The 22,053-nt window shown below is 72.8% G+C and carries 20 protein-coding genes and 1 riboswitch; of the genes, 14 read left to right on the plus strand and 6 right to left on the minus strand.

Going from position 1 to position 22,053, the window contains the following annotated elements; all coding sequences use genetic code 11:
• Nucleotides 1–166: 166 nt before the first annotated feature.
• The 3 genes from ACIBSV_RS13255 (at nt 167) to ACIBSV_RS13265 (ending at nt 3,629) form a co-directional block, all read left to right on the plus strand.
• Nucleotides 167–580: a response regulator transcription factor gene (locus ACIBSV_RS13255; RefSeq protein ID WP_020552994.1), complete on the plus strand. Its 414-nt coding sequence runs from the start codon at nt 167–169 to the stop codon at nt 578–580.
• Between the two features lie 64 nt (nt 581–644).
• Nucleotides 645–1,748, plus strand: a complete 1,104-nt coding sequence (gene trpD / locus ACIBSV_RS13260) for an anthranilate phosphoribosyltransferase (RefSeq protein WP_395862319.1) — start codon at nt 645–647, stop codon at nt 1,746–1,748.
• A gap of 129 nt (nt 1,749–1,877) precedes the next feature.
• Nucleotides 1,878–1,994: riboswitch (SAM riboswitch) on the plus strand.
• Nucleotides 1,995–2,228: 234 nt separating this feature from the next.
• Nucleotides 2,229–3,629: an aminotransferase class V-fold PLP-dependent enzyme gene (locus ACIBSV_RS13265; RefSeq protein ID WP_395862321.1), complete on the plus strand. Its 1,401-nt coding sequence runs from the start codon at nt 2,229–2,231 to the stop codon at nt 3,627–3,629.
• A gap of 413 nt (nt 3,630–4,042) precedes the next feature.
• Here ACIBSV_RS13265 and ACIBSV_RS13270 read toward each other — a convergent pair whose 3' ends face one another.
• Nucleotides 4,043–4,321: an Lrp/AsnC ligand binding domain-containing protein gene (locus ACIBSV_RS13270; RefSeq protein ID WP_020552991.1), complete on the minus strand. Its 279-nt coding sequence runs from the start codon at nt 4,319–4,321 to the stop codon at nt 4,043–4,045.
• A gap of 86 nt (nt 4,322–4,407) precedes the next feature.
• Nucleotides 4,408–5,046 carry an exonuclease domain-containing protein gene (locus tag ACIBSV_RS13275; RefSeq protein ID WP_395862323.1) on the minus strand — a complete coding sequence of 213 codons (639 nt, stop codon included), beginning with the start codon at nt 5,044–5,046 and terminating at the stop codon, nt 4,408–4,410.
• A 255-nt stretch (nt 5,047–5,301) separates the two neighbouring features.
• On the opposite strand from ACIBSV_RS13275, the gene ACIBSV_RS13280 reads away from it, so the two are divergent.
• From ACIBSV_RS13280 to ACIBSV_RS13305, 6 genes are all read left to right on the plus strand, one after another.
• Nucleotides 5,302–5,538, plus strand: coding sequence for a hypothetical protein (locus ACIBSV_RS13280; RefSeq protein WP_020552989.1), 237 nt, complete (start codon nt 5,302–5,304; stop codon nt 5,536–5,538).
• Nucleotides 5,539–5,702: 164 nt separating this feature from the next.
• On the plus strand, nt 5,703–7,376 hold the full coding sequence (locus tag ACIBSV_RS13285; protein ID WP_395862325.1) for an NYN domain-containing protein: 1,674 nt from the start codon (nt 5,703–5,705) through the stop codon (nt 7,374–7,376).
• Between the two features lie 87 nt (nt 7,377–7,463).
• Entirely contained in the window at nt 7,464–7,787 is a 324-nt protein-coding gene (locus ACIBSV_RS13290) for a hypothetical protein (protein WP_395862326.1), read from the plus strand.
• 166 nt (nt 7,788–7,953) lie between these two features.
• Entirely contained in the window at nt 7,954–9,033 is a 1,080-nt protein-coding gene (locus ACIBSV_RS13295; RefSeq protein ID WP_395862328.1) for an NlpC/P60 family protein, read from the plus strand.
• Between the two features lie 90 nt (nt 9,034–9,123).
• A complete protein-coding gene (locus ACIBSV_RS13300) occupies nt 9,124–10,512 on the plus strand; it encodes a hypothetical protein (RefSeq protein ID WP_395862329.1) in 1,389 nt (462 codons plus the stop codon).
• A 16-nt stretch (nt 10,513–10,528) separates the two neighbouring features.
• On the plus strand, nt 10,529–11,797 hold the full coding sequence (locus ACIBSV_RS13305; RefSeq protein WP_395862791.1) for a M48 family metallopeptidase: 1,269 nt from the start codon (nt 10,529–10,531) through the stop codon (nt 11,795–11,797).
• A gap of 59 nt (nt 11,798–11,856) precedes the next feature.
• On the opposite strand, the gene ACIBSV_RS13310 is transcribed toward ACIBSV_RS13305, so the two are convergent.
• The 3 genes from ACIBSV_RS13310 to ACIBSV_RS13320 form a co-directional block, all read right to left on the minus strand.
• Entirely contained in the window at nt 11,857–13,041 is a 1,185-nt protein-coding gene (locus tag ACIBSV_RS13310) for an ArsA family ATPase (protein WP_395862331.1), read from the minus strand.
• Between the two features lie 7 nt (nt 13,042–13,048).
• Nucleotides 13,049–13,483 carry an SRPBCC family protein gene (locus tag ACIBSV_RS13315; protein WP_395862333.1) on the minus strand — a complete coding sequence of 145 codons (435 nt, stop codon included), beginning with the start codon at nt 13,481–13,483 and terminating at the stop codon, nt 13,049–13,051.
• 126 nt (nt 13,484–13,609) lie between these two features.
• Nucleotides 13,610–14,377 carry a metallophosphoesterase gene (locus ACIBSV_RS13320; RefSeq protein ID WP_395862334.1) on the minus strand — a complete coding sequence of 256 codons (768 nt, stop codon included), beginning with the start codon at nt 14,375–14,377 and terminating at the stop codon, nt 13,610–13,612.
• Between the two features lie 449 nt (nt 14,378–14,826).
• Between ACIBSV_RS13320 and ACIBSV_RS13325 the strand changes: the two genes are divergently transcribed.
• Nucleotides 14,827–16,632 (plus strand): AMP-dependent synthetase/ligase, encoded by a 1,806-nt coding sequence (locus ACIBSV_RS13325; RefSeq protein WP_395862336.1) that lies wholly within the window; start codon nt 14,827–14,829, stop codon nt 16,630–16,632.
• A 95-nt stretch (nt 16,633–16,727) separates the two neighbouring features.
• Here ACIBSV_RS13325 and ACIBSV_RS13330 read toward each other — a convergent pair whose 3' ends face one another.
• The gene (locus tag ACIBSV_RS13330; protein ID WP_395862338.1) at nt 16,728–17,876 is read right to left on the minus strand and encodes a glycosyltransferase family 4 protein; all 1,149 of its coding nucleotides are present in this window, start codon (nt 17,874–17,876) and stop codon (nt 16,728–16,730) included.
• Nucleotides 17,877–18,171: 295 nt separating this feature from the next.
• On the opposite strand from ACIBSV_RS13330, the gene ACIBSV_RS13335 reads away from it, so the two are divergent.
• From ACIBSV_RS13335 to ACIBSV_RS13350, 4 genes are all read left to right on the plus strand, one after another.
• Entirely contained in the window at nt 18,172–19,440 is a 1,269-nt protein-coding gene (locus tag ACIBSV_RS13335) for a glycosyltransferase 87 family protein (protein ID WP_395862340.1), read from the plus strand.
• A 198-nt stretch (nt 19,441–19,638) separates the two neighbouring features.
• Nucleotides 19,639–20,094, plus strand: coding sequence for a DUF5304 family protein (locus ACIBSV_RS13340; protein WP_395862342.1), 456 nt, complete (start codon nt 19,639–19,641; stop codon nt 20,092–20,094).
• Nucleotides 20,095–20,259: 165 nt separating this feature from the next.
• Nucleotides 20,260–21,198: an ROK family glucokinase gene (locus ACIBSV_RS13345; protein ID WP_395862344.1), complete on the plus strand. Its 939-nt coding sequence runs from the start codon at nt 20,260–20,262 to the stop codon at nt 21,196–21,198.
• Nucleotides 21,199–21,329: 131 nt separating this feature from the next.
• Nucleotides 21,330–22,040 (plus strand): endonuclease/exonuclease/phosphatase family protein, encoded by a 711-nt coding sequence (locus ACIBSV_RS13350; protein WP_395862346.1) that lies wholly within the window; start codon nt 21,330–21,332, stop codon nt 22,038–22,040.
• The last annotated feature ends 13 nt before the right edge of the window (nt 22,041–22,053 follow it).

Genomic DNA, 22,053 nt, shown 5'->3' on the forward strand with positions numbered 1-22,053 from the left:
CCGGACCGTGGCCGGCCGGGAGCGGGACGAGCGCGTGACGAGGCACACATTTTCGTGCCGAAAAGCGCTAACATCCGGGTCGATCCGAGTGTTGCCCGTACCGAACATGCGCAGCCTGAACATATGCAGCCCTGAACACACGCAGCCCAGACACAGGCAGGTGGACATGACGCGCGGCGAGACCATGACCGTCCTCGTGTACAGCGACGACCGCAACACCCGACGGAAGGTCACCCTCGCGCTCGGGCGCAGGCCCGCCGTCGACGTGCCGTTCGTGGAATACCTGGAGTGCGCCACCGAGCCCGCCGTGATCGAGGCGATGGACAAGGGCGGCATCGATCTGGTGATCCTGGACGGGGAGACCGCCCCGGCCGGTGGCATGGGTGTGTGTCGTCAGCTCAAGGACGAGATCTACAACTGCCCGCCGGTGCTGACCCTGGTCGGCCGTCCGCAGGACGCGTGGCTGGCCACGTGGTGCCGGGCGGACGCGGTGGTCGCCCACCCGCTGGATCCGCGCACGCTCGCGGACGCGGCGGCCGACCTGATCCGGGGTCGGATCGCCGGACGCCAGCCGGCCTGACCGCATCCCGGATAACCACCCGGCCGCGACGGGCGCGGTGGGTACGCTGTCGCGGACTCATCCGATGACACAGCGGGAGCGGACCATGGGCGCCTCGGCCTCTACGAACAAGAGCGGCGGCAACCCGGCGGCCCGTTCCTGGCGGGACCTCCTGGCGACGCTCATGCGCGGCGACGACCTGCCGGCCGACGCGACCGCGTGGGCGATGGACCACATCATGACCGGCGAGGCGACGCCGGTGCAGGTGGCCGGGTTCGTGATCGCGCTGCGGGCCAAGGGCGAGACCGTGGACGAGGTCTCGGGTCTGGTGCGGGCGATGTACGCGCACGCGTCGACGATCGAGGTGCCCGGCCGTACGGTCGACATCGTCGGCACCGGTGGCGACCTCGCGCGGACGGTGAACATCTCGACGATGTCCGCGATCGTGGTCGCGGGCACGGGCGAGACCGTGGTCAAGCACGGCAATCGGGCGGCGTCCTCGTCCAGCGGTGCCGCCGACGTGCTCGAGGCGCTCGGTGTGGTGCTGGACCTGACCCCGGAGCAGGTGGCCCGGACGGCCGAGGAGGCGGGCATCACGCTGTGCTTCGCCCAGCGCTTCCACCCGTCGCTGCGGCACGCCGCGCAGGCGCGGCGCGAGCTGGGGGTGCCGACCACGTTCAACTTCCTGGGGCCGTTGACCAATCCGGCTCGTGTGCGGTTCCACGCGGTCGGGGTCGCGGATCTGCGGATGGCGCCGATCGTGGCCGGTGTGCTGGCCGATCGGGGTGCGACCGCGCTGGTGTTCCGGGGTGACGACGGGCTGGACGAGTTGACCGTCACGACCACGTCGCAGGTGTGGATCGTGCGGGACGGCGACGTGCGCGAGGACCGGGTGGACCCGCGGGACCTGGGCATCCCGCTGAACGGGATCGAGTCGTTGCGCGGCGGCGACGCGGCGTTCAACGCCGAGGTGGCCCGGAAGTTGTTCGCGGGCGAGCAGGGCGCGGTGCGCGACGCGGTGTTGTTGAACTCGGCGGCGGCGCTGGCCGCGTTGGGCCCGGGAGAGGGATCGTTGACCCAGCAGTTGGCGGCCGGGATCGATCGGGCCGCCGAGGCGATCGACTCGGGCGCGGCGCAGGCCGCGCTGGATCGTTGGGTGGCCACGACCCGGTCGTTCGCGCGGGGATAGCGGGTCCGGGCGGGAGACCGTACGCCGGGCGTGGTCGTGGCCGACCCGCCCGGCGTCGTGCCGTCCAGGATGTGGGAATGGTGGGGCTGTCGTTGCGCGGGGCGCTCCGTCTGGTAATAATTCTGCGCAGGTCACGAGTGACAGTGGAAAGCCCCGGCTTGCTGTCCGGCAACCCTCGCTCCGCGGTGGGGTGCCCCGGGTGATGACACGGCCGGGCGTCGTAAGGCGCCCCGGCAAGCGCGGACCCCTTGCATGACGGCAGGCAATTGCTCCATGTGACCCGGGGGTCCTGTACCTGGGGAGCATGTGATGGCGTGAAATCTCTTTCTCGAAACGGGCTAATCGCCCTGATCCGTACGCGCTGAGTCGTCGCGCGTCGCTTTTCCGAGACCACATTTCACCAGCGGATCACCCGGTGCGTTTCAATGTCGATTCAGCGACATTCGCCTCGGTGTTCCGTGCCTGCCGAGGAGTTTCGCCATGACCGTCGACACCGCTTCCGCCTCCTCCGCCGCCTTCGACTGTGACCTCGCGATCGCCGCGCCGCTGCCCGTGGTCGGGCGGGACGTGCTCGTTCCGCTGGTGACCGGTGGCGAGGTCGAGTACGCCGCGCTCGACTACGGGGCGAGTGCGCCGTGTCTTCAGCGGGTGTGGGACGACGTGTCCACATACCTGCCCTACTACGGCAGCGTGCACCGCGGTGCCGGCTACCTGTCCCAGTTGTCCACCGACCTGTACGAGCAGAGCCGGGCCACGGTCGCGAGCTTCCTGGGGCTGCGGGCCGACGACACACTGCTGTTCACCCGCGGGACCACCGACTCGCTCAACCTGCTCGCGTCGGTACTGCCGCGCGGCACGCGGGTGTTCGTCTTCGAGACCGAGCACCACGCCGCGCTGCTGCCGTGGCGCCGGCACGCCGGGGTGACCCAGTTGGCCGCGCCGTCCTCGCCGGCGCAGGCCGTCGCGACGCTGGAGGCGGCGCTCGCCGGGTCCGGCGACGGGCCCCGACTGGTGTGCGTGACCGGTGCCTCGAACGTGACCGGTGAGCTCTTCCCGGTCGCCGAACTGGCCGAGGTCGCGCACCGGCACGGCGCGCGGATCGTGCTGGACGCCGCGCAACTGGCGCCGCACCACCCGGTGTCGGTGGCCGACCTGGACGTGGACTGGATCGCGCTGTCGGCGCACAAGCTGTACGCGCCGTTCGGCTCCGGCGTGTTGGCCGGGCGGGGCGACTGGCTGGACGCGGCCGAGCCGTACCTGGCCGGTGGCGGGGCGAGCAAGGCGGTCAGTCGGGACCACGTGGAGTGGCAGCGCGGTGCGGCCCGGCACGAGGCGGGATCGCCGAATGTGATCGGCGCCTACGCGTTGGCGTCCGCGTGTCGGGCGATCACCGAGGCGGGGCCGGCGGCGCTGGTCGCCCGCGAGGAGGCGCTGCTCGCGCGCCTTCGGGCGCAGCTGGCGCAGATTCCGGCGGTGCGGACGCTGGAGCTGTTCGGGCCGGAGTCGGCCCGGGTGGGGGTGCTCTCGTTCGTGGTCGAGGGGTGGAACAGCTCGCGGTTCGCGGCGGTGTTGTCGGCGGAGTACGGGATCGGTGTGCGGGACGGGCTGTTCTGCGCTCATCCGCTGGTGCGGCACCTGTTGGGCGGGCGGGCCGACCAGCCGAGCGAGTGCGGGTCTCCGGACGCGCCCGAGGGTGAGCAGAACCTCAACGCGATCCGGGTCAGCTTCGGCTTGGGCACGCCCGTCGAGCACCTGGACCGCTTTGCGGGGGCGGTGCGGGAGATCGTGGAGCGTGGGGCGTTGTGGAGCTACACGGTCGATGGGGGGCGGTGCGTTCCGGACGCGGACCCGCGCTCTGTGCGGCAATTGCCTGCGGCGTAGGGGGTTTTGGCCTCGCCGGCCGGGCGTCCTCAAGCGCCGGACGGGCTGGATTTGGTGTTGTTGGGCGGTGGGGCTGGGGTGTTGATTGCGCCCGGGCCCGGGGGATGGCGGCCCTGCCGGGGGTGTCCTCGAGCGCCGGACGGGCTGGATTGGTGTTGTTGGGCGGTGGGGCTGCGGACTTGATTGCCGCTGGACCCACGGGATGGCGGCCCCGCCGGGGGTGTCCTCGAGCGCCGGGTGGGCTGGGTTTGGTGTTGTTGGGCGGTGGGGCTGGGGTTCTGGGTGTGCCGGGGTGGGTGTTTTCGTGCGCCGGGTGGGCTGGAATCGGCCCGGGGTGGGGTGGCCTTGCCGGGGGTGGGTTCGAGTGTTGGGCGGGGTGGGTCCGGGCGCTTTGGGGGCGCCCGGACCGGGGGTTATTCCAGGCCGATGGCGAAGGCGGCTTCGAGGTCGTGTTGGGAGTAGGTGCGGAAGGCGATGTGGGTGGTGGTGGCCTCCACGCCGGGGACCTTGTTGAGGTGGCCGGGGATGACGTCGGCCAGGTCGTCGTGGGCGCGGACGCGCACCATGGCGATCAGGTCGAATTCTCCGGTGACCGAGTAGACCTCGCTCACGCCCTCGATCGCGGCGATCGCCTCCGCGATTTCCGGGGTCTGGTCCACACGCGTCTTGACCTGCACGATCGCGGTGATCACGGGTAGTCCTCCGGCTCTCGACGACAAGGTGCCCGAGCTTAGTCGGCGCACGTGCGCCGGGGGGTGTCGGTGGCGAGACCGCGGCTTCACCCGATCGGAGTGGTTTGCTCCGGCCACACCCTGGGTGCGGCCGGCCGGCCCAGGGTGAGCAGGTCGGACAGCTCGTGCCGGCCGCTCGCGTGCATCCGGCCGATGAAGGCGCGCAGGACGTGCGCGGTCGCCCGGGCGTCGGCGAGCGCTCGGTGGGTCGGGTCGGTGGGCGCCTCGAAGTACCGCGCGAGCGTGCCCAGACGCATGTTCGGCACCGTCCCCGGCGGCAGCAACGCGCGGGCCAGCGCGAGCGTGTCCACGACCCGCAGATCGGGCCACGGCGCGTCGCAGGCGAGGCTCGCCGCACGCAGAAAGCCCACGTCGAAGGGGGCGTTGTGGGCGACCAGGATGGCGTCCTCGGCGAACCGGGTGAACGCCGGCAACACCAGCCGCAGCGGTGGCGCGTCGGCCACCAGATCGTCGGATATCCCGGTCAGGTCCGTGATGAACTCCGGGATCGGTACGCCGGGCGCGACCAGGGTCGCGAACTCGCCCAGACGGTCCGATCCGCGCAGGCGTACGGCGGCGATCTCGGTGATCCGCGCCTCCTGCGGATCCAGGCCGGTCGTCTCCAGATCGACGACCGTGAACACCTGGCGCTCCACCTCGTCACGAATCGCTCGGGACCCGGGCATGGTTCGCAACTCGTGGCCCGGGGCGATACTGTCCGGCGGGCGGGAACGCCGCGGCCGGTCGGCCGCCGGCAAGCCCTGATTCGCCGAACCTCGTGACCGGCAATCCCGGTGCGCGGTGCTGCTCATGTACCGGACGGTACGTTTCCGGCCCGACACGGCCGCGCCCAGGTACCTCTCGCCGCCCGGCATCATGGGTGTACGCGGGCCGCTCGCGGACCGGCAGACGCTCGCAGACCAGACAGGAAGGGAACACGCATGTCGATCCAGGCCCCCACCGAGGACACCCGGTGGCGTTGCTCGCTGTGCGGCAACCTGACCCGGTTCGACGTGACGCGGACCACCAAGGCGGTCGAGTTCACCCACCTCGACCTCGCGGGCGTCGCCCGGGTCGAGGAGCGCGAGATCGTTTCCGACGAGATCGAGTCGGTGCGCTGCCGCTGGTGCAACGCGACCGACTCCGTCGAGCTGGTGGCGCGACCCGACGCGAGCTGAGTGCCGAGACCGTGCGGCGACAATGGGACTGTGCATCGTTTCGGCATCGGGGCGGCCCGGCGCGGCCGTCCCCGCTCCGGAACACGCCATGATCAAGGCGTCGGCGTCCCGGCAACGGTGACGCGGGGAGGGGCCTCAAGGGAACGGGAAGGACCGGAGGAGCAGTGAGCGGACCGGATACCCGCGCGGACGAGGTCACGCCTGCGCACGCCGCCGAGGCCGCCGAGGCGGTGCCGGCCGCCGAGCCCGACCTCGACGCGCAACCCCGGGCCGAGGCGGAGACCGACCCGGTGTCCGTCGACTCCGAGGCCGCCCCGGAGGCACCCGTCGACCACGCGGTCGATCCGGAGCCGCACGGGCCCGCCGCCCCCGCGGCCCACGCGCATCCGGCCGGGCCGGCGAGCGCCGAGGCCGATCCGAACCCCACCGCCGAACCCCGTGTCGCCGCCGGCGCGGTTGCCGACGCCTGCGCCGAACCCGGTGCCGTCGGGGCCGACCCGGAGCGGGGTGATCCGCAGGTCGTCGAGCCCGAGGTGTTGTCCGGGCCGTTGCCCGAGGCGGTCCGGGTGCGGGTGATCTCGGTGGCCGCGGACGCGCTCGGCACGATGACCGCGGACGAGGTGCCCGGACCGCTGCGCCGGTTCGCCCGGTTCACCCACCAGCGCCGGGCCAAGTTCGCCGCGACGCCGCTGGCCGCCGCGCTGGAGAACGACCCGGTGTTCCGGCAGCGCATAGCGGAGCGCTTTCGCAAGGGCCTGCCGGAGATCTCCGAGGCGCTCGAGGCCGGCAAGGTGCCCGCCGCGGCCGACCCGCTCGACGTGGCCGCCGCCGCGTACCTGCTGCGCCCGCGCGGCTGGGTCCGACTGATCGAGACCGCCGGCGACGCGGCCAAGGAGGCCGCCGCCGATCGCGCCGAGGCCGAGGCCGCCGAGACGTTGTCCCGCCTCGAGCACGAGGTCGGCGTACTGCGCGCGGCATCCAAGACCGAGCACGAACGGCTGCGCGCGGAGCTGGAGACCGCCCGCAAGGAGGCCGACCACCTGCGCCGCCAGGTCCGCGGCCTCCAGGGCAGCGCCAAGCACGAGGAGAAGGAGGCCCGTCGGGCCCGCTCCGAGCTGGACGCCGTGCGGGTCGAGGCGCAGGCTGCGGTCGCCGCCGCGGAGAAGGAGGCGCGCCGCCTGCGCGGTCGCGTCGCCGAGGTCGAATCGGCCCTGGAGGCCAGCCGTCGGGCGGCCCGCGAGGGACGCAGCATGGAGGACACCCGGGTCCGGCTGCTCCTGGACACCGTGCTGGAGGCCGCCCAGGGGCTGCGCCGCGAGCTCGCGCTGCCGCCGGTGGGCATCCGGCCCGCCGACATGGTGGACGCGGTGGTGCCGGGCGCGTCCGGGATAAAGGACATCGCGCAGCGCGCGCTGGAGGGCGACGACCCGGCGCTGCTCGACCAATTGCTCGCGCTGCCGCAGGCGCACCTGGTGATCGACGGCTACAACGTGACCAAGACCGGCTATCCCACGCTCGCGCTGAACAAGCAGCGCGACCGGCTGGTCGGCGGCTTGACCGGGCTCGCCGCGCAGACCGGCTGCGAGGTGACGTGCGTGTTCGACGGCGCGCAGTTGGACGCGCCGGTGCTGCTGGCCCCCGCACGCGGGGTGCGGGTGATGTTCAGCAAGCCGGGCGAGACGGCCGACGAGCTGATTCGCCGGCTGGTCCGGGCCGAGCCGCCGGGCCGCCCGGTCGTGGTGGTTTCCACCGACCGCGAGGTGGCCGAGGGCGTGCGCAAGGCCGGGGCCCGCCCGGTGCCCTCCACGATGCTGCTGCGCCGGCTCACCCGCGGCTGACCCCTGGCGCCCGGGCGCCGTTCGCACCGCGTGTCGGTGCCGCTCCCTACCGTTGACGAGGAAAGTCGACGAAAGGGGAGAAGCCACATGCGCATCGCCTGTCGTACGCACCGCGGCCGAGGGCGCGCCGGCGCCGGTTGCGCGATTCCGGCCTCGATCGGGCCGGCGTTGATCAGCGTTCGTTCGATCGATTCCGGTATATCGTCCGAATTATCATTTGTTTCGCAATACGCCGACTCCGGGGAGTACGGCGAGCACGCCGATCAGCTCGACTACGCCGAGTTGGACGAGGAAACCCTCACCGCGCTGCGGTTGTTCGCGGCCGAGGGGATGCTCGCGGCGGCCGGCGCGCAACTGCGCGACAACGGCGAGATGCCGAGCGTCCGTCGATCGGTCGAGCGCGAAAGGTGACCGTCGGGTGACCTTTTTCGGAGAATTGGCGAAGAGCGACACGGAATTCGCCGATTGATTTGAAGTGATCATGTTTGGGTCACTAAGGTCGCCGGTCGAGCGCCCGAGCACTCGACCGTCCGGCCCGGACGGCGGGTAGCCGGGCTCGGAGAAGGAGCCCACCTCCGTGGCGTCCCATCGCAGGCCGAGGGCCGGCAAGACCCGGGTCACCGTGTTGACCGCCACCGCCGTCACGGCGGTCGCGTTCGCGTCGAACGTTTCGTACGCCGACCCGGCGCCCTCCCAGGAGCAGGTGCGGCAGCGGATCGGCGAGCTGTACCACCAGGCCGAGGCGACCACCGAGGAGTACAACGGCCTCGCCGAGCGGCAGGAGCGGTTGCGCGAGCAGGTGGCTCGCGCGCAGGGCCGGATCGCCGACGCGCAGGCCGAGCTGGTGGTCCTCCAGGGCGACCTGGGCTCGATGGCGGCGGCGCGGTACCGCGGCGGCGGCGTGGACCCCACGCTCGCGCTGCTGATGTCCGAGAACCCGGACGAGTACCTGTCCCGGGCGTCCGCCCTGGATCGGCTCGCCGAGCGGCAGCAAGCCGCGGTCGTCCGTGCCCGGTCCACCCGGCGCACGCTGGACCAGGAGCGTCGCGAGGCCGCCGACACGCTCGCCGCGCTGGAGGCTGGTCGCAGGGATCTCGCGGCCAAGCGGGCCGACGTCGAGAGCAAATTGACCCGGGCCCGGGAACTGCTGAACACGCTCGACGCGTCGGATCGGGCCCGGTTCCTGGCTGCCGACGGGCCGGCCGAGGGGTCCGCGGGCGCGTTCGCCGACGGCATCGATCCGAACCGCGCCTCGCGCGACGAGGCCCGGACGGGGTCGGCGCGGGATGCCCGGACGGCCCCGCTCGACGGCCGTGCGGCGATCGCGGTGGCCGCCGCGACGAGGGCGCTGGGCAAGCCGTACGTCTGGGGCGCCGGCGGCCCCGACTCGTTCGACTGCTCCGGGCTGACCGGCTGGGCGTGGCGGCAGGCCGGCGTCGTGCTGCCGCGCACGTCGCAGGCGCAGGCCGGCGCGGGCCGCGCGGTCCCGATCGCCGAGATCCGGCCCGGCGACCTGGTCGTCTACTTCGGCGGATACACCCACGTGGGCGTCTACGTCGGCGCCGGGCGGATCATCCACGCCCCCAAGCCCGGGACGAACGTGCGCTACGCGCCGCTGAGGTCGATGCCGATCGCCAAGGTCGTTCGCCCCGCCTGACCGCCCCCGGCCCGTCGGGGGACCACGTTCGTCGCAGGCCCGGTCCCGGCGCGGACCGGGCGCCGGTCGCGCCCACGTTACGATCGACCGGTGGATGACCCGAATCGGGCCGCGCGCCGGATCCGCAGCCTGCTGCCGGTCCTGATCGTGGTGTGTGCGCTCGCCCAGCTCGGGGCCGTCCTCGGGGTCACCCGTTTCATCGCGGACACGGTGACCGACGCGCCTCCGGGCGTCCACTCCGGGGCCTCGAAAACCCCCGGCCGGACCACCGCGGACGGCGACGAACAGCACGCGAACGCGCGCCGGATAGCGATCGGGGCGCTGCTGGAGCGGCGTTCGGGAGCGGTCCTGTCCCGCGATCGCGAGGCGTTCACGAGCACCCTGGACCCGCAGAGCGCCGAGTTCCGGCAGTCCCAGATCGGCGTCTTCGACAACATCGCCGAGGTGCCGTTCGCCGGCTGGGAGTACGAGGTCGTCACCCCCGACGCGTTCGAGCTCTCCGCCGCGCGCGAGAGCGCGCTGGGCGCCCCGGTGCTCACCGCGCACGTCGACCTCCTCTACCGGATCACCGGACACGACGTGGCGCCCGTGCGGGTGCCGCAATACCTGACCTTCGTGCTGCGCGCGGGCACGTGGTACCTCGCGGCCGACACCGACGGCGCCGGGGCCGGGATGCGTGCTCCCGCCCAGGTGTGGGACCTGGGCCCGGTCACCGTCGTGCAGGGCACGCACAGCACCGTGCTCGGCATCGGTACGCGCGACGTGATGCGCGGGTTCGCCGACATCGCGGACCAGGCGGTACCCCGGGTCAGCGCGGTCTGGGGGGAGTCCTGGCCCGGGCGCACGGTCGTCGTGGTGCCCGGCACCCAGGTGCAGATGGCCCGGCTGCTGGGCGCCGAACCGGGCAAGTACGCCAGGATCGCGGCGGTGACCACCGGTGAGCGCGGCGCGGCGGCGGACGCGGCGGCCGCCGACCGGGTGATCGTCAATCCGGACGCGTTCCGCGAGTTGGGCGACCTGGAGCGCCGGGTGGTGATGACGCACGAGATCACCCACGTGGCGAGCCGCGCGTTCACCCGGGCCTGGACGCCGACCTGGCTCTCCGAGGGCTTCGCGGACTACGTCGGCTACCTCGACTCGGCGCAGACGATGCGCACGGCGGCTCCCGAACTGCGCCGCGACGTCAAGGCGGGCAAGGTGCCCGAGCGACTGCCGGCCGACGCGAGCTTCGAGACCACGCAGGAGGACCTGCCCCAGGCGTACGAGATGGGCTGGCTGGCGTGCAAACTGATCGCGGAGCGGTGGGGCCAGGCCAAGCTGGTCGACCTGTACCGTACGGTCGGCGCCGAACGGCCGCCCGGGGTCGACGCGCCCGACTCGGCCTCGGCGCTCGCGTCGGCGATGGTGTCCGTCCTGGGCACCAACCCCGACTCCTTCACCAGGACCTGGCTCGACTACCTGCGGACGCAGGCCGGATGACGGGGGCGTGGCGGGCATGTCGGTCCAGCGGTTGTTGCTGATCTGCCTGGTGTGCACGGGCGTGCTGCTGCTGGTGGCGGTCGTGGTGACCACGCCGTGGCGCCCGCTGGCCGAGCCGCCCGGCGGCTTCACCCACCCGGACGCGGCCCGGGACTTCACCGCCGCCGAGATCGCCCGGGGTCGTTCGCTGGCCCGGGCCGCGCGCCCGCCCGCCTACCTGTCCATGGCGTTGTCGCTGGTGGTCTCCCTCGTGCTCGGGCTCACCCCCGCCGGCGCGCGGATCATCGAGGCGGTCGCCCGCCCGCTCGGCGGCGGATGGGTGTGGCGGATCCTGCTCGGCGGCCTGGCGCTGGCCCTGATCGGCCGGCTGGCGACGCTGCCGTTCGCGGCGCGCCTGGAGGTGGTCCGGCGACGGTACGGCCTGTCCGTGCAGTCGTGGGGGAGCTGGTGGCTGGACCTGGCCAAGGGCTTCGCGATGTCCACCGGCCTGTTGCTGGTGGTCGTGCTCGGGCTGTACGCGCTGATCCGCGCGCTGCCCCGGGCCGGCTGGCTGCTCGCGGCGGGCGCCGGCGCGCTGCTGGTGGTGGCGATCTCGTTCCTGTACCCGCTGGTGGTGGAACCGGCGTTCAACAAGTTCCACTCGATGCCGGACGGGGAGTTGCGCACGTCGCTGATGCAACTGGCGGAGCGGGACGGGGTGCCGGTACGCGACGTCCTGGTCGCGGACGCGTCGCGGCGGACCACCGCGCTCAACGCGTACGTGTCCGGATTCGGCTCGACCCGGCGGATCGTGGTCTACGACACGACCGTGCGGGACGCGGATCCGCGCGAGGTGGAGCTGATCGCCGCGCACGAGCTGGGGCACGCCAAGCGCAACGACGTGCTGCACGGCACGCTGATCGGCGCGGCGGCGCTCGCGGCGGGCGTCTGCGCGCTGGGCCTGCTGATGACGTGCGCGCCGCTGCTGCGCCGGGCGGGCGCGGACGAAGCGGGCGATCCGCGCTCGCTGGCCCTGCTGCTCGCGGCGGTCGCCGTGATCGGCACACTGGCCGGCCCCGGCGAGATGTTGATCAGCCGCCGCCTGGAGGCGCGCGCCGACGTGCACGCGCTCGACCTGACCCGCGACCCGGCGGCCTTCATCCGGATGCAACACAGCCTGGCGGTGGCCAACCGCTCCAACGTCACCCCGAACCCGATCCTGCAGTTCCTGTTCGCCTCACACCCGTCCGCTCCCGAGCGCATCGCGCTCGCGCGCGACTGGGAGCGGCTGCACGGCAAGGGGTAGGTCGGACGCGGCCGGCCCGGGATCCGCGTCGATCACCGGCGTCGGCGTCCTCGTCGCCGTTACGTCGACGAGCGCATCCACACCGCCGGGTCCGGGACGAAGCGCACGCGCAGCATGCCGTCCCGCAGCCCCGCGCCCTCGATGACACAACGTCGCAGCGCCGAGGGGAGCTTGATCAGGCGACGGTTCGGGCCCACCGTGATCACCAGTTCGTCGCCGCGCCGCAGCAGGTCCAGGTCGTCGCGATCGGTGCCCGGCAGCGGCAGCAGCAGCGACAGCAGCTCGCCGTCGCGCTCGATCAGGTGCTCGTCCTCGGCCGGGCCGCCCGGCCGCACCGGGCCGAAGTGAGCCGCCACGTCCGCGAGTTCGGCGGCGCCCAGCGGCTCGGCGGTCAGCGTCGGGATCTGCGCCAACGGCACCCGCGGGAACAGCGCGCACAGCGCGTCCACCGTCTCCCGGGCCACCTCGGCCCGCGAACGCACCGCCGGATCGGGCGAGTCGGCGGCGCCCACCCCGTTCACGATCACGTCCTCGATCCGGTGCCCGTACAGCGCGAGCGCCGAGGCGGCCCGCCGCGCCGCCGCCAGCGCGACCGTCCCGGGTCGCAGCACCACACGCACCGTGGTCGTCGGCGCGGCCACCAGCGAGCGCAGCACCGCCAATTCGGCGGTGACCCGCCGGGCCGTGTCGTAGACCCAGTCCTCGGGCATCGGCACACCGGCGACCGCCGCCAGCACCGGCCGCAACGCCCGGGCCGCCTGCCGCTCCACCGGAAGCAGGCGGTCCAGGTAGCGCGCCAGCCCCTCCGGCAGCGCCAGCGCCGGCACCGCGCGCTCGACGGCGGGCAGGTCGACCACGATCAGCTCGTGGCGCCGCGCGCTCACCGCCCGCGCGAGCACCCGCAACGCCAGCACATCGCCGGCCCCGGGCAGCACGGTGATCTCCTCGGGATCCAGCGGATCCACCCCGACCACCGCGAGCGCCGCGCCCAACTGGCCCTGGACCAGCAGGAACTCGCGCTCGAACTCGGCCCGCGCGCCGACTCGCTGCACGGTCAGGTCCGGCAGCACGTCGGACGCGTCGGTACTCACCGACACGTCCAGGACCGCGTCCATGTCCCGGGTGCCGTCGGCGGCGAGCAGCAGCGTGCGTCGCCCGGCCCGTGCCGAGGCGACCGCCGTCGCCGCCGCGACGGTCGTGCGTCCGGCTCCCGGCAGGCCGGTGACCAACAGGACCCGCGTCACCGCCGGGTCAGCTCTCGACGCGCTTCTTGAGCCCGGTCAGGGCGCGATCGATGATGACCTTCTCCGCCTTGCGCTTGAGCATGCCCAGCATCGGGATCTTGACGTCCACGGTCAGTTCGTAGGTGACGTCGGTGCCGCCGCTGATCGGGCGCAGCGCGTAGCGACCGTCGAGCGCCTTGAGCATCTGGCTGGTCACCAGGGTCCAGCGCACCTCGCGGTCTTCGTCCCACGTGTAACCGAGCACGTGTTCGTCGCTGATCACGCCCGCGTCGAGCTTGAAGCGCACGCGCACCGCGCGCCCGCTCGCCTCGTCGATCTCGAGGACCTCGGTCTCCTTGACCTCGCCGGTCCACTCGGGATAGCCCTCGAACCCCGCGATGACGGCCATGACCTCGGCCGGCGTGGCGTCGATCGTGATGGTCGAGCTGGTCCGTTCAGCCATCGTGAGGAGTCCTCCGGAAGCTCGCGTAGCCGTTGTGGCTGTCCCGGACAAACATCACCGGATGCTTGGGTACAGCCGATCCGCTCGAAGGCTATCGTGCCCGACCTGCGCGTACGCGGCACCGGCTCACCAGGTGAGGACGTACGGTTTCCCGGTGGCCTGGAAATGCCCCACGTTGACGCATTCGGTACGCCCGATCCGCATCCGCGCCCGCAGCGGCTGGTGCACGTGACCGAACAGCACCAGATCCGGCCCGGTCTCGTGGATGGCCCGCAGCACCGCCTCGCTGCCGCGTTCGAACCGGCGCGCGACCACGTCGTAGGTCAGGTCCGGGACCGCGGGCGGGATGTGGCAGCACAACACGTCGACCCGGCCGACCGCGGCGACCTTGGCCGCGTACTCCTCGTCGGAGATCTCGTACGGCGTGTGCATCGGGGTGCGCAGCCCGCCGCCGACGAAGCCGAAGGTGCGACCGCCGATCTCGACCACCTGGCCGTCCAGCACGGTCACGCCCTCACGCGCGTAGTCCGGCCACAGGTCGGGCACGTCGACGTTGCCGTAGGTCACGTACGTGGGCGTCGGGAAGGCCGCGAACAGCGCGGCGTACTGCCGGCGCACCGCCTCCTCGATCGCCGCGCGGGCCCCACCCGGCACGCCCGCCCACAGTGCCCCGGAGAACTCCCGGGCCTCGGTGAACCGGCGGGCGTTGCGCAGCGCGAGCAGCCTGCGGGTGTTCTCCACACCGAACAGGTCGGTGAAGATGCCCCGGTCCAGATCGTGGTAGTCGAGGAAGAGCACCAGGTCGCCCAGGCACACCAGGGCGTCGGCGCCGTCGCCCGCGTGGGCGAGTGCCTCGGCAGCGCCGTGGACGTCGCTCACCACGTGGACCCGCATGTCGGTCACTGTACTGACGGGCCGGAACCGAAACCGACGGCGCGGTGGGGTTGCCTCCGTCACACCCGCCCTCGGCGACGAATCGATACTCTCGACATGCACGACCGAATCGGGACGGATGGGCCCCGGGCGCCCGCACGGGATCCGAGTCGATCCGGGCGTGGGCTTGTCCGTGGCGTGAGACGGGGCACAGGATCATCGGGACCTCTGTCCCCCGGACCTACTTGCCAGTAACGTCTGCCCCCGTCGACGAAACGGGCAAGAGCCACCGACGAGCCGCACCGACGAGACCCGAAGAGACCCAGCGCAGAGACGGACCGGCGACGGACCGCGGAAACGGACCGCGGACGGACCGGCGAGCCACCGGCGAGTACGACCCGCCGGCGACACAGACAACGGCAAACGGCAGCGCCGAACCCCCGGCGCCGAGACCGCAACGAGGAGCATCAGTGCGCGAGTGCAGCGTCCCGGCCCTGGCCGAGGTTCCCGCCGAGGGCAACCTGACCGACCTCATCAAGCGCAACGCCGCGGAGGCACCGGATGCCGCGGCGCTCGCCCGCAAGGTGGGCGGACGCTGGACCGACGTGACCTCGACCCGGTTCCTGGCCGAGGTGTACGAAGTCGCCAAGGGCCTGATCGCGGCGGGCATCGAGCCCGGCGACCGGATCGGCCTGATGTCGCGGACACGCTACGAGTGGACGCTGATCGACTTCGCCATCTGGTGCGCGGGCGCGATCTCGGTCCCGATCTACGAGACCTCCTCGGCCGAACAGCTCGAGTGGATCCTGTCCGACTCGGGCGCGCGTGCGGTGATCGTGGAGAACACGGCGCACGAGGGCGCGGTCGAGCGGGCACGCGAGCGGTTGCCCGAGCTCAAGCACGTATGGCGGATCGACGAGGGCGACGGCGAGGCCGCGGTGGCCGCGCTCACCGCCGGCGGGCGCGACGTGGCCGACGCCGTGGTCGAGGAGCGCAGCGCGACGCTGCGGGCCGACTCGGTCGCGACCATCATCTACACCTCCGGGACCACCGGGCGGCCCAAGGGCTGCATCCTCACGCACGGCAACTTCCAGGCCGAGCTGGGCAACGTGGTCGCGCTGCTCGAACAACTCTTCATTCCGGAGAAGTCGAGCTGCCTGCTGTTCCTGCCGCTCGCGCACGTGCTCGGCCGGATCCTGGAGATCGGCTGCGTGATGGCACGCGTGCGGGTCGGGCACTGTCCGGACGTCAAGGAGCTGACCACGGAACTCGCGTCCTTCCGGCCGACCTTCGTGCTCGCGGTGCCCCGCGTGTTCGAGAAGGTCTACAACTCGGCCTCGGCCAAGGCGCAGGCCGACGGCAAGGGCAAGATCTTCGACATGGCCGCCGAGACGGCGATCGCCTACAGCGAGGGCATGGACGCGGCGAGCATCAGCCTGGGCCTCAAGCTCAAGCACAAGGTGTTCGACAAGCTGGTCTACGGCAAGCTGCGCGCGGCGCTGGGCGGCCAGGCCACCCACGCGATCTCCGGCGGCGCACCCCTGGGCACCCGCCTCGGGCACTTCTTCCGCGGCATCGGCTTCACCGTCCTGGAGGGCTACGGCCTGACCGAGACGTGCGCCGCGCACACGGTCAACCCGGCGGTCGGGATCCGGATCGGCTCGGTCGGCCGGCCGGTGCCCGGTTCGGCGGTACGGATCGCCGAGGACGGCGAGATCCTGGCCAAGGGCCCGAACGTGTTCACCGGCTACTGGAAGAACGAGGCGGCCACCGCCGACGCGTTCGAGGGCGACTGGTTCCGCACCGGGGACATCGGCGTGCTCGACGACGACGGCTTCCTGACCGTGACCGGACGCAAGAAGGAGATCCTGGTCACCGCGGGCGGCAAGAACATCGCGCCGGCCGTGATCGAGGACCGCATCCGCGCGCACCCGCTGATCAGCGAGTGCATGGTGGTCGGCGACCGCCGCCCGTTCGTCGGCGCGCTGATCACCATCGACCCGGAGGCCTTCCCGACCTGGAAGGAGCAGCACGGCAAGCCCGCCGACGCGACGGTCGCCGACCTCGCCGAGGACCCGGACCTGCTGGCCGCCGTCCAGGACGCGATCGACGAGGGCAACAAGGCCGTCTCGCGGGCCGAGGGCGTGCGCAGGTTCCGCGTGCTGACCATCAACTTCACCGAGGAGAGCGGCCATGTGACGCCGTCCCTCAAGCTCAAGCGCAACCTCGTGCTGCGGGACTTCGAGCAGGACATCGAGAAGATCTACGAGGGCTGAGCCCCGAGCCTGTCGACGTCGTCGGCAGGCGCTCGCGACAGCGGAGGCGGGTGGTCCGGGGTTCCTTGGGCCACCCGCCTTCGACGTGTCCCGGCTCAGCCCGCCCGGTCCGGGTCCAGCAGCCCGCGCAGCCGCCCCGACAGCAGGTCCCAGCGCCATTCCCGCTCGACCCAGCGCCGTCCCGCCGCGCCCATCCGGGCCGCCTTCGCCGGGTCGGCCAGCAGGCCCGCCACCTTGTCGGCGACCGCGGCGGGCGAGCGGCCGTTCACCACGTAACCGGTCTCGCCGTCCAGGACCGCGTCCGGGGCGCCGCCCGAGTCGCCCGCGACCACCGGCCGACCCACCGCGGACGCCTCCAGGTAGACGATGCCCAGGCCCTCGACGTCCAGCCCCTTGCGCCGGGTCCGGCACGGCATCGCGAACACGTCGCCGGCCTCGTGGTGCGCGGGCAACTCGGCCCACGGCACCGCGCCGGTGAACACCACCGAGTCGCGTACGCCGACCTCGTCGACCATCGCCTCCAGCCGGTCCCGGTACGGCCCGGCGCCCACGATCAGCAGTGCCGCGTCCGGCACCCGGCGCCGGATCCGGGGCAGCGCCTGGATCAGTACGTCCTGGCCCTTGCGCGGGACCAGCCGGGACACGCACAACACCACGCGACGATCGCTCAGCCCGTGCCGGGCCCGCACCTCGGCCCCGCCGACGTCGGGGCGAAAGACCTTCTCGTCCACGCCGGGCGGCAGTTGCACCATCCGGGCGGCCGCCGCCGGGGTGAGCGCGGGCGCGATCCTGCCGCGCGTGTACTCGCCCAGGAAGGTGACCGTGTCCACCCCCTCGCCGATCCGCCGCAACAATTGCCGCGCGCCCGGGAGCACCGCCCAGCCGGCCTCGTGCCCGTGTGTGGTGGCCACCAGGCGCTCGACGCCGACCGCGCGCAGCCGGGGCGCCATCAGGCCCAGCGGTGCCGCCGCGCCGAACCACGCGGTGTCGCAGCCCTCGGCGCGGGCGATCTCGCGGGCTCGGCGGACCGCACCGGGAGTGGGCACCAGCATCGGAGTGCGGTCGCGCACGATCGGGAAGGGCTGCTCCGCGTCGAACGCGGCCATCTCCGCCCGGTCCTTCCACGACGACGTGTAGACCACGACGCCGTCCGCCGGCAGCCGCAGGGCCATGGAGTGCACGAAGGACTGGATGCCGCCGGGGCGCGGGGGGAAGTCGTTGGTGACGATCAAGGTCTTCATCACGAACGAGGATCCCAGACCGGGGAATCCTTGCCGCGGACCGCACGAACGAGGATCCCGGGTCGTTCGAACCGAGCGCCGCGGATCGCCCGATCAAGGCTTGGGACGACACGCTCGGGGCGCCGAGACGACACGCTCGGGGCTCCGAGACGGCACGCTCGAGGGTCCGGGACGGCATGGCCGGGGCGCCCCGACCGCGACGCGCGGATCCGGCCGCGTCGCCGATCCGCCCGGATCGACCCGGGCGCCTCGATACGATCCGACGGTGAGCCCTCCACAGTCACACCGTGTCCGGAACGTGTTTCGGAGCCCGTCGGGTGTCCTGTGGACCATCGCGCTCGTCTGGGCGGCGACCCGAGTCCTGTTGCTGCTGACCGCGATGGACGTGCTGCCCAACCCGTGGCCGTTCGTGACCGGCGACGCGCGGGCCATCTACCGCGAGTGGTTCCACGTGCTGCGCTCGGGGACCTTCCCGGTGGACGACGTGCGCTGGCAGTACCCGCCGGGCGCGGCGGGGGTGCTGCTGCTGCCCGGAGTGTTGCCGTTCGACTACGCGACGTCGGTCTACCTGCTGATGCTCGCCGCCGACGCGGTGGTGTTGTGGCTGCTGGCTCGGACGATCCCGCGCGGCGGCTCGCCGTACGGCGCGGCCCTGTGGGTGCTGGCGGTGCCGCTGCTGGGGCCGATAGTCCTGGCTCGCTACGACCTCGCGGTGACCGCGCCGACGGTGGCCGCGCTGCTGCTGATCGGCGGGCGGCGCACGGACCGCAACCGGCTCGCGGGCCTGCTCGCGGGCGTCGCGGCCGCGATCAAGGTATGGCCGGTGCTGATCTTCGTCGGACTGCGCGGGCGGGGCCCGATGGCCCGGGTGTACGGCTGGACCCTGCTCGGCGGCGCGGCCGTGGTGCTCGGTTTCGCCGCCGCGCTGCCCGGCGCCTTCGCGTTCCTGGGCTACCAGCGCGAACGCGGCATCGAAGTCGAGTCGGTGTTCGCCATGCCCTTCCACATCGCGGCCCGGCTGGGCTGGAGCGGCCGGGTCCAGGAGAGCTACGGCTCGCTGGAGTTCCACGGCCCGTACGTCTCGGCGGTGGGCCGACTCAGCCTGGTCGCCACCGTGCTCGGCTTCGGCTGGCTGCTGCTGTGGCGGGTCCAGGCCCGCCGGTTCACCGACACGACGGCGTGCGACGCGGCGCTGTGCGCGCTGCTGATCTTCGTGGTGACCAGCCGGGTGATCAGCCCGCAGTACCTGGTGTGGCTGATCGGCCTGGCGGCGGTGTGCCTGGTGCGGCGGGACACCACGCAGCGTCCGACGGCCGTACTGCTGCTCTGTGCGATGCCGTTGACCATGCTCGAATTCCCGATCTGGTTCGGCGAGTTGCTCGGTTCCCAGCCGCACGCGGTGCTGGCCCTGGGACTGCGCAACGCACTGCTGGTGGCGGCGACGGTGGTGTCGGGACGGCGGTTGTGGCGGGCCGGTCGGACCGTCGAGGACGCGGTCGTGGCCCGGGCGCCGGATCCGGCCGCGACGGTCGGTGCCGGCCGGCGGCCGGCGGAGAGCCCGGTCTAGGCAGGCTGGGTACGGGGGAGCCGCCGCCATCCCGAGGCTCGTTTCCCGGGCTCGATGCGAGGGCTCGATTCCGGGGCTCGATTTCGTGCCTCGCGAGGGTGCGCGGGTTCGGCGACGGCCTCGTCGGGTTCGTGGCCTCGGATCGTTCGCGCGGGGTTCTGTTCGCGTTGGGGTGCGCGAGCGCGGACAATGCGTCGGATGGACCGAGACGAGCGGGTGACGGGCAAGGGCGCGGCCGGCGACGGTGCGGACGCGTGGGCGGACAACACGGACCGGGTGCCGCCGGACGAGGCGGATGCCGGCTCCACCGACGAAGGGGCACACACGGAGCGTGACGGCGAGCGGGTCGATCCCTGGGCGCGGCTCGGGGAGGAGGCTCGCAGGCTCGCCGAATCGTTGAGCGGGGCCGACAAGGGGGACGAGGCGCCCGCCGCCCGGTTGGCGGAGGAGGCGCGCAGGTTGGCCGAGACGCTCGTGGAGCAGGCGGGCGCGGTACGCGAGCAGGTGGTGCGCAGGCATCCCGAGGTCGCCGCGCACCTGGCCGCGGCCGGATCCGAGCTGGCCTCCGCGTACCGGGCCTTCGTGGGCGACCGGGAGCGCCGGTGGGCCGCGCGGCCGGCGGAGACCGAGCGGATTCGGCTCGACGACGAATAACCGGCCCTGCGCGCCGGGCCGCGTCGCCGGCGCCGTCGTCCCCCGGTCGGCCGCCCGTTTCCGGGTATCCCCACGATGACCTGCGGGCGTACGGGTGGGGTGGACCCGGGGAAGGGACCAGTACGATCCGTTGCGGGCAATGCACGCGAACGAGCTTGGGACGACATGGGACTCACGATCGGTGTCGACATCGGTGGCACCAAAATCCTCGCGGGCGTGGTCGATGCCGACGGGGTGATCCTCGATCGGCTCAAGGTCGCGACCCCCAAGGACGCCGATGGCACCGCGCGGGTGATCGCCGAGGCGGTCAACACCCTGCGCCGGAACCACGTCGTGGAGGCGGTCGGGCTCGGCGCGGCAGGTTTCATCGGCGCGGACCGATCGACCGTGCTGTTCTCGGCCAATGTCGGCGCGTGGGTCGGCGAGCCGCTGCGCGACCGGATGGAGGCGCTGATCGGCCTCCCGGTCGTGGTGGAGAACGACGCCAACGCGGCCGCGTGGGGCGAGGTGCGCTTCGGCGCGGCCGCGGGCCACACCAACGTGATGTGTGTGACCGTCGGTACCGGCATCGGCGGCGCGATCGTATTCGGCGGCGAGTTGTACCGGGGCGGTGGCGGGATAGCGGGTGAGCCCGGACACATGCGGGTGGTCCCGAACGGCATCGCCTGCCCGTGCGGCAACTACGGCTGCTGGGAGCAGTACGCCAGCGGCAGCGCGCTGACCCGCTACGCCCGCGACCGCGCGGCCGGCATCCCCGAGGCGGCGGAGAAGCTGCTCGCGCTCGGGAACGGCACGCCCGCCGGGATCCAGGGCCCGCACGTCACCCAGGCCGCGCTGCTCGGCGACCCGGTCGCGCTGGCCGCCTTCCGCGAACTCGGCACCTGGTTGGGCCAGGGGCTGGCCGATCTGTCCGCCGTGCTGGACCCCGCCGCGTTCGTGATCGGCGGCGGCGTCTCCGACGCGGGCGACCTGCTGCTGGTCCCGGCCCTGGAGACCTATCGCAGCGTGCTGCGCCGGGGGCACCGGCTGGGTGCCGAGGTCGTGGTGGCCACGCTGGGCAGCGACGCGGGACTGGTCGGCGCGGCGGACCTGGCCCGTCGCTGACGGTTTCGCGACGACGCGCGATACCGGTGCCGCGCCGACGCGCGGACAATCGCCGCCCGACGAGCGGGCGGGCGCATGGCTGGTCGATCGTGGTTCGGGCCGGGTGGTCCGATCCGGGCAAGGGGGCTCCAGTGACTGTCGGTACCGGTGAGATCCGGGTCATGTCGTACAACGTGCGCTCGTTGCGCGACGATCGCGAGGCCCTCGCGCGGATCGTCCGACACTGCGCGCCAGACCTGCTCTGCGTCCAGGAGGCGCCCCGGTTCCTGCGCCGGCGGCACGCGGTGGCCCGATTCGCGCGCGAGTGCGGCCTGGTGGTGATCACCGGCGGCGGCACCGCGTCCGGTCTGCTGCTGCTCGGCGGCCTGCGGGTGAGCGTACGCCGGGCGAACGACGTGCTGTTGCCGCGGACGCCCGGGCTGCGTCAGCGTGGCATGGCCACCGCCGTGGTCGAGGTCGGCGGCGCCGAGTTCGCGGTGGCCAGTACACATCTGAGCCTGGACGCCGCCGAGCGGCTCGAACAGGCCGAACTGGTGCTTCGCCGGCTGGCCGGCCTCGGCGTCGAACACCGGGTGCTGGCCGGGGACTTCAACGAGTCGGCCGGCCGGCCGGCGTGGGACCGGCTGGCCGAGGAGTTGCAGGACGGCTACGCGACCGCGCCGAACGGCTCGGAGTTCACCTCGCCGCGCCGCGATCCCGGGCGCCGGTTGGACGGTGTGTTCGTGTCCAAGGGCATCGAGGTGCTCGGGTGCGGCGTCCCCGACGACGTCACGGACGCCGACTACACCGCGGCTTCCGACCACCGCCCGGTGCTGGCCGACCTGCGGGTGCCCACCGCCTGACAGCGGATCGGGC

The organism is Embleya sp. NPDC050154, from assembly GCF_044460165.1.
GTDB lineage: Bacteria > Actinomycetota > Actinomycetes > Streptomycetales > Streptomycetaceae > Embleya.

Bases quoted from the DNA above. Each gene is read 5' to 3' on its own strand.
- ACIBSV_RS13275 (WP_395862323.1), bottom strand. From the start codon at position 5,046: ATGCCCGGGTCCCGAGCGATTCGTGACGAGGTGGAGCGCCAGGTGTTC.
- ACIBSV_RS13320 (WP_395862334.1), bottom strand. From the start codon at position 14,377: ATGCGGGTCCACGTGGTGAGCGACGTCCACGGCGCTGCCGAGGCACTC.
- ACIBSV_RS13255 (WP_020552994.1), top strand. From the start codon at position 167: ATGACGCGCGGCGAGACCATGACCGTCCTCGTGTACAGCGACGACCGC.
- ACIBSV_RS13315 (WP_395862333.1), bottom strand. From the start codon at position 13,483: ATGGCTGAACGGACCAGCTCGACCATCACGATCGACGCCACGCCGGCC.
- ACIBSV_RS13265 (WP_395862321.1), top strand. From the start codon at position 2,229: ATGACCGTCGACACCGCTTCCGCCTCCTCCGCCGCCTTCGACTGTGAC.
- ACIBSV_RS13345 (WP_395862344.1), top strand. From the start codon at position 20,260: ATGGGACTCACGATCGGTGTCGACATCGGTGGCACCAAAATCCTCGCG.
- ACIBSV_RS13305 (WP_395862791.1), top strand. From the start codon at position 10,529: ATGTCGGTCCAGCGGTTGTTGCTGATCTGCCTGGTGTGCACGGGCGTG.
- trpD (WP_395862319.1), top strand. From the start codon at position 645: ATGACACAGCGGGAGCGGACCATGGGCGCCTCGGCCTCTACGAACAAG.
- ACIBSV_RS13340 (WP_395862342.1), top strand. From the start codon at position 19,639: ATGGACCGAGACGAGCGGGTGACGGGCAAGGGCGCGGCCGGCGACGGT.
- ACIBSV_RS13280 (WP_020552989.1), top strand. From the start codon at position 5,302: ATGTCGATCCAGGCCCCCACCGAGGACACCCGGTGGCGTTGCTCGCTG.
- ACIBSV_RS13290 (WP_395862326.1), top strand. From the start codon at position 7,464: ATGCGCATCGCCTGTCGTACGCACCGCGGCCGAGGGCGCGCCGGCGCC.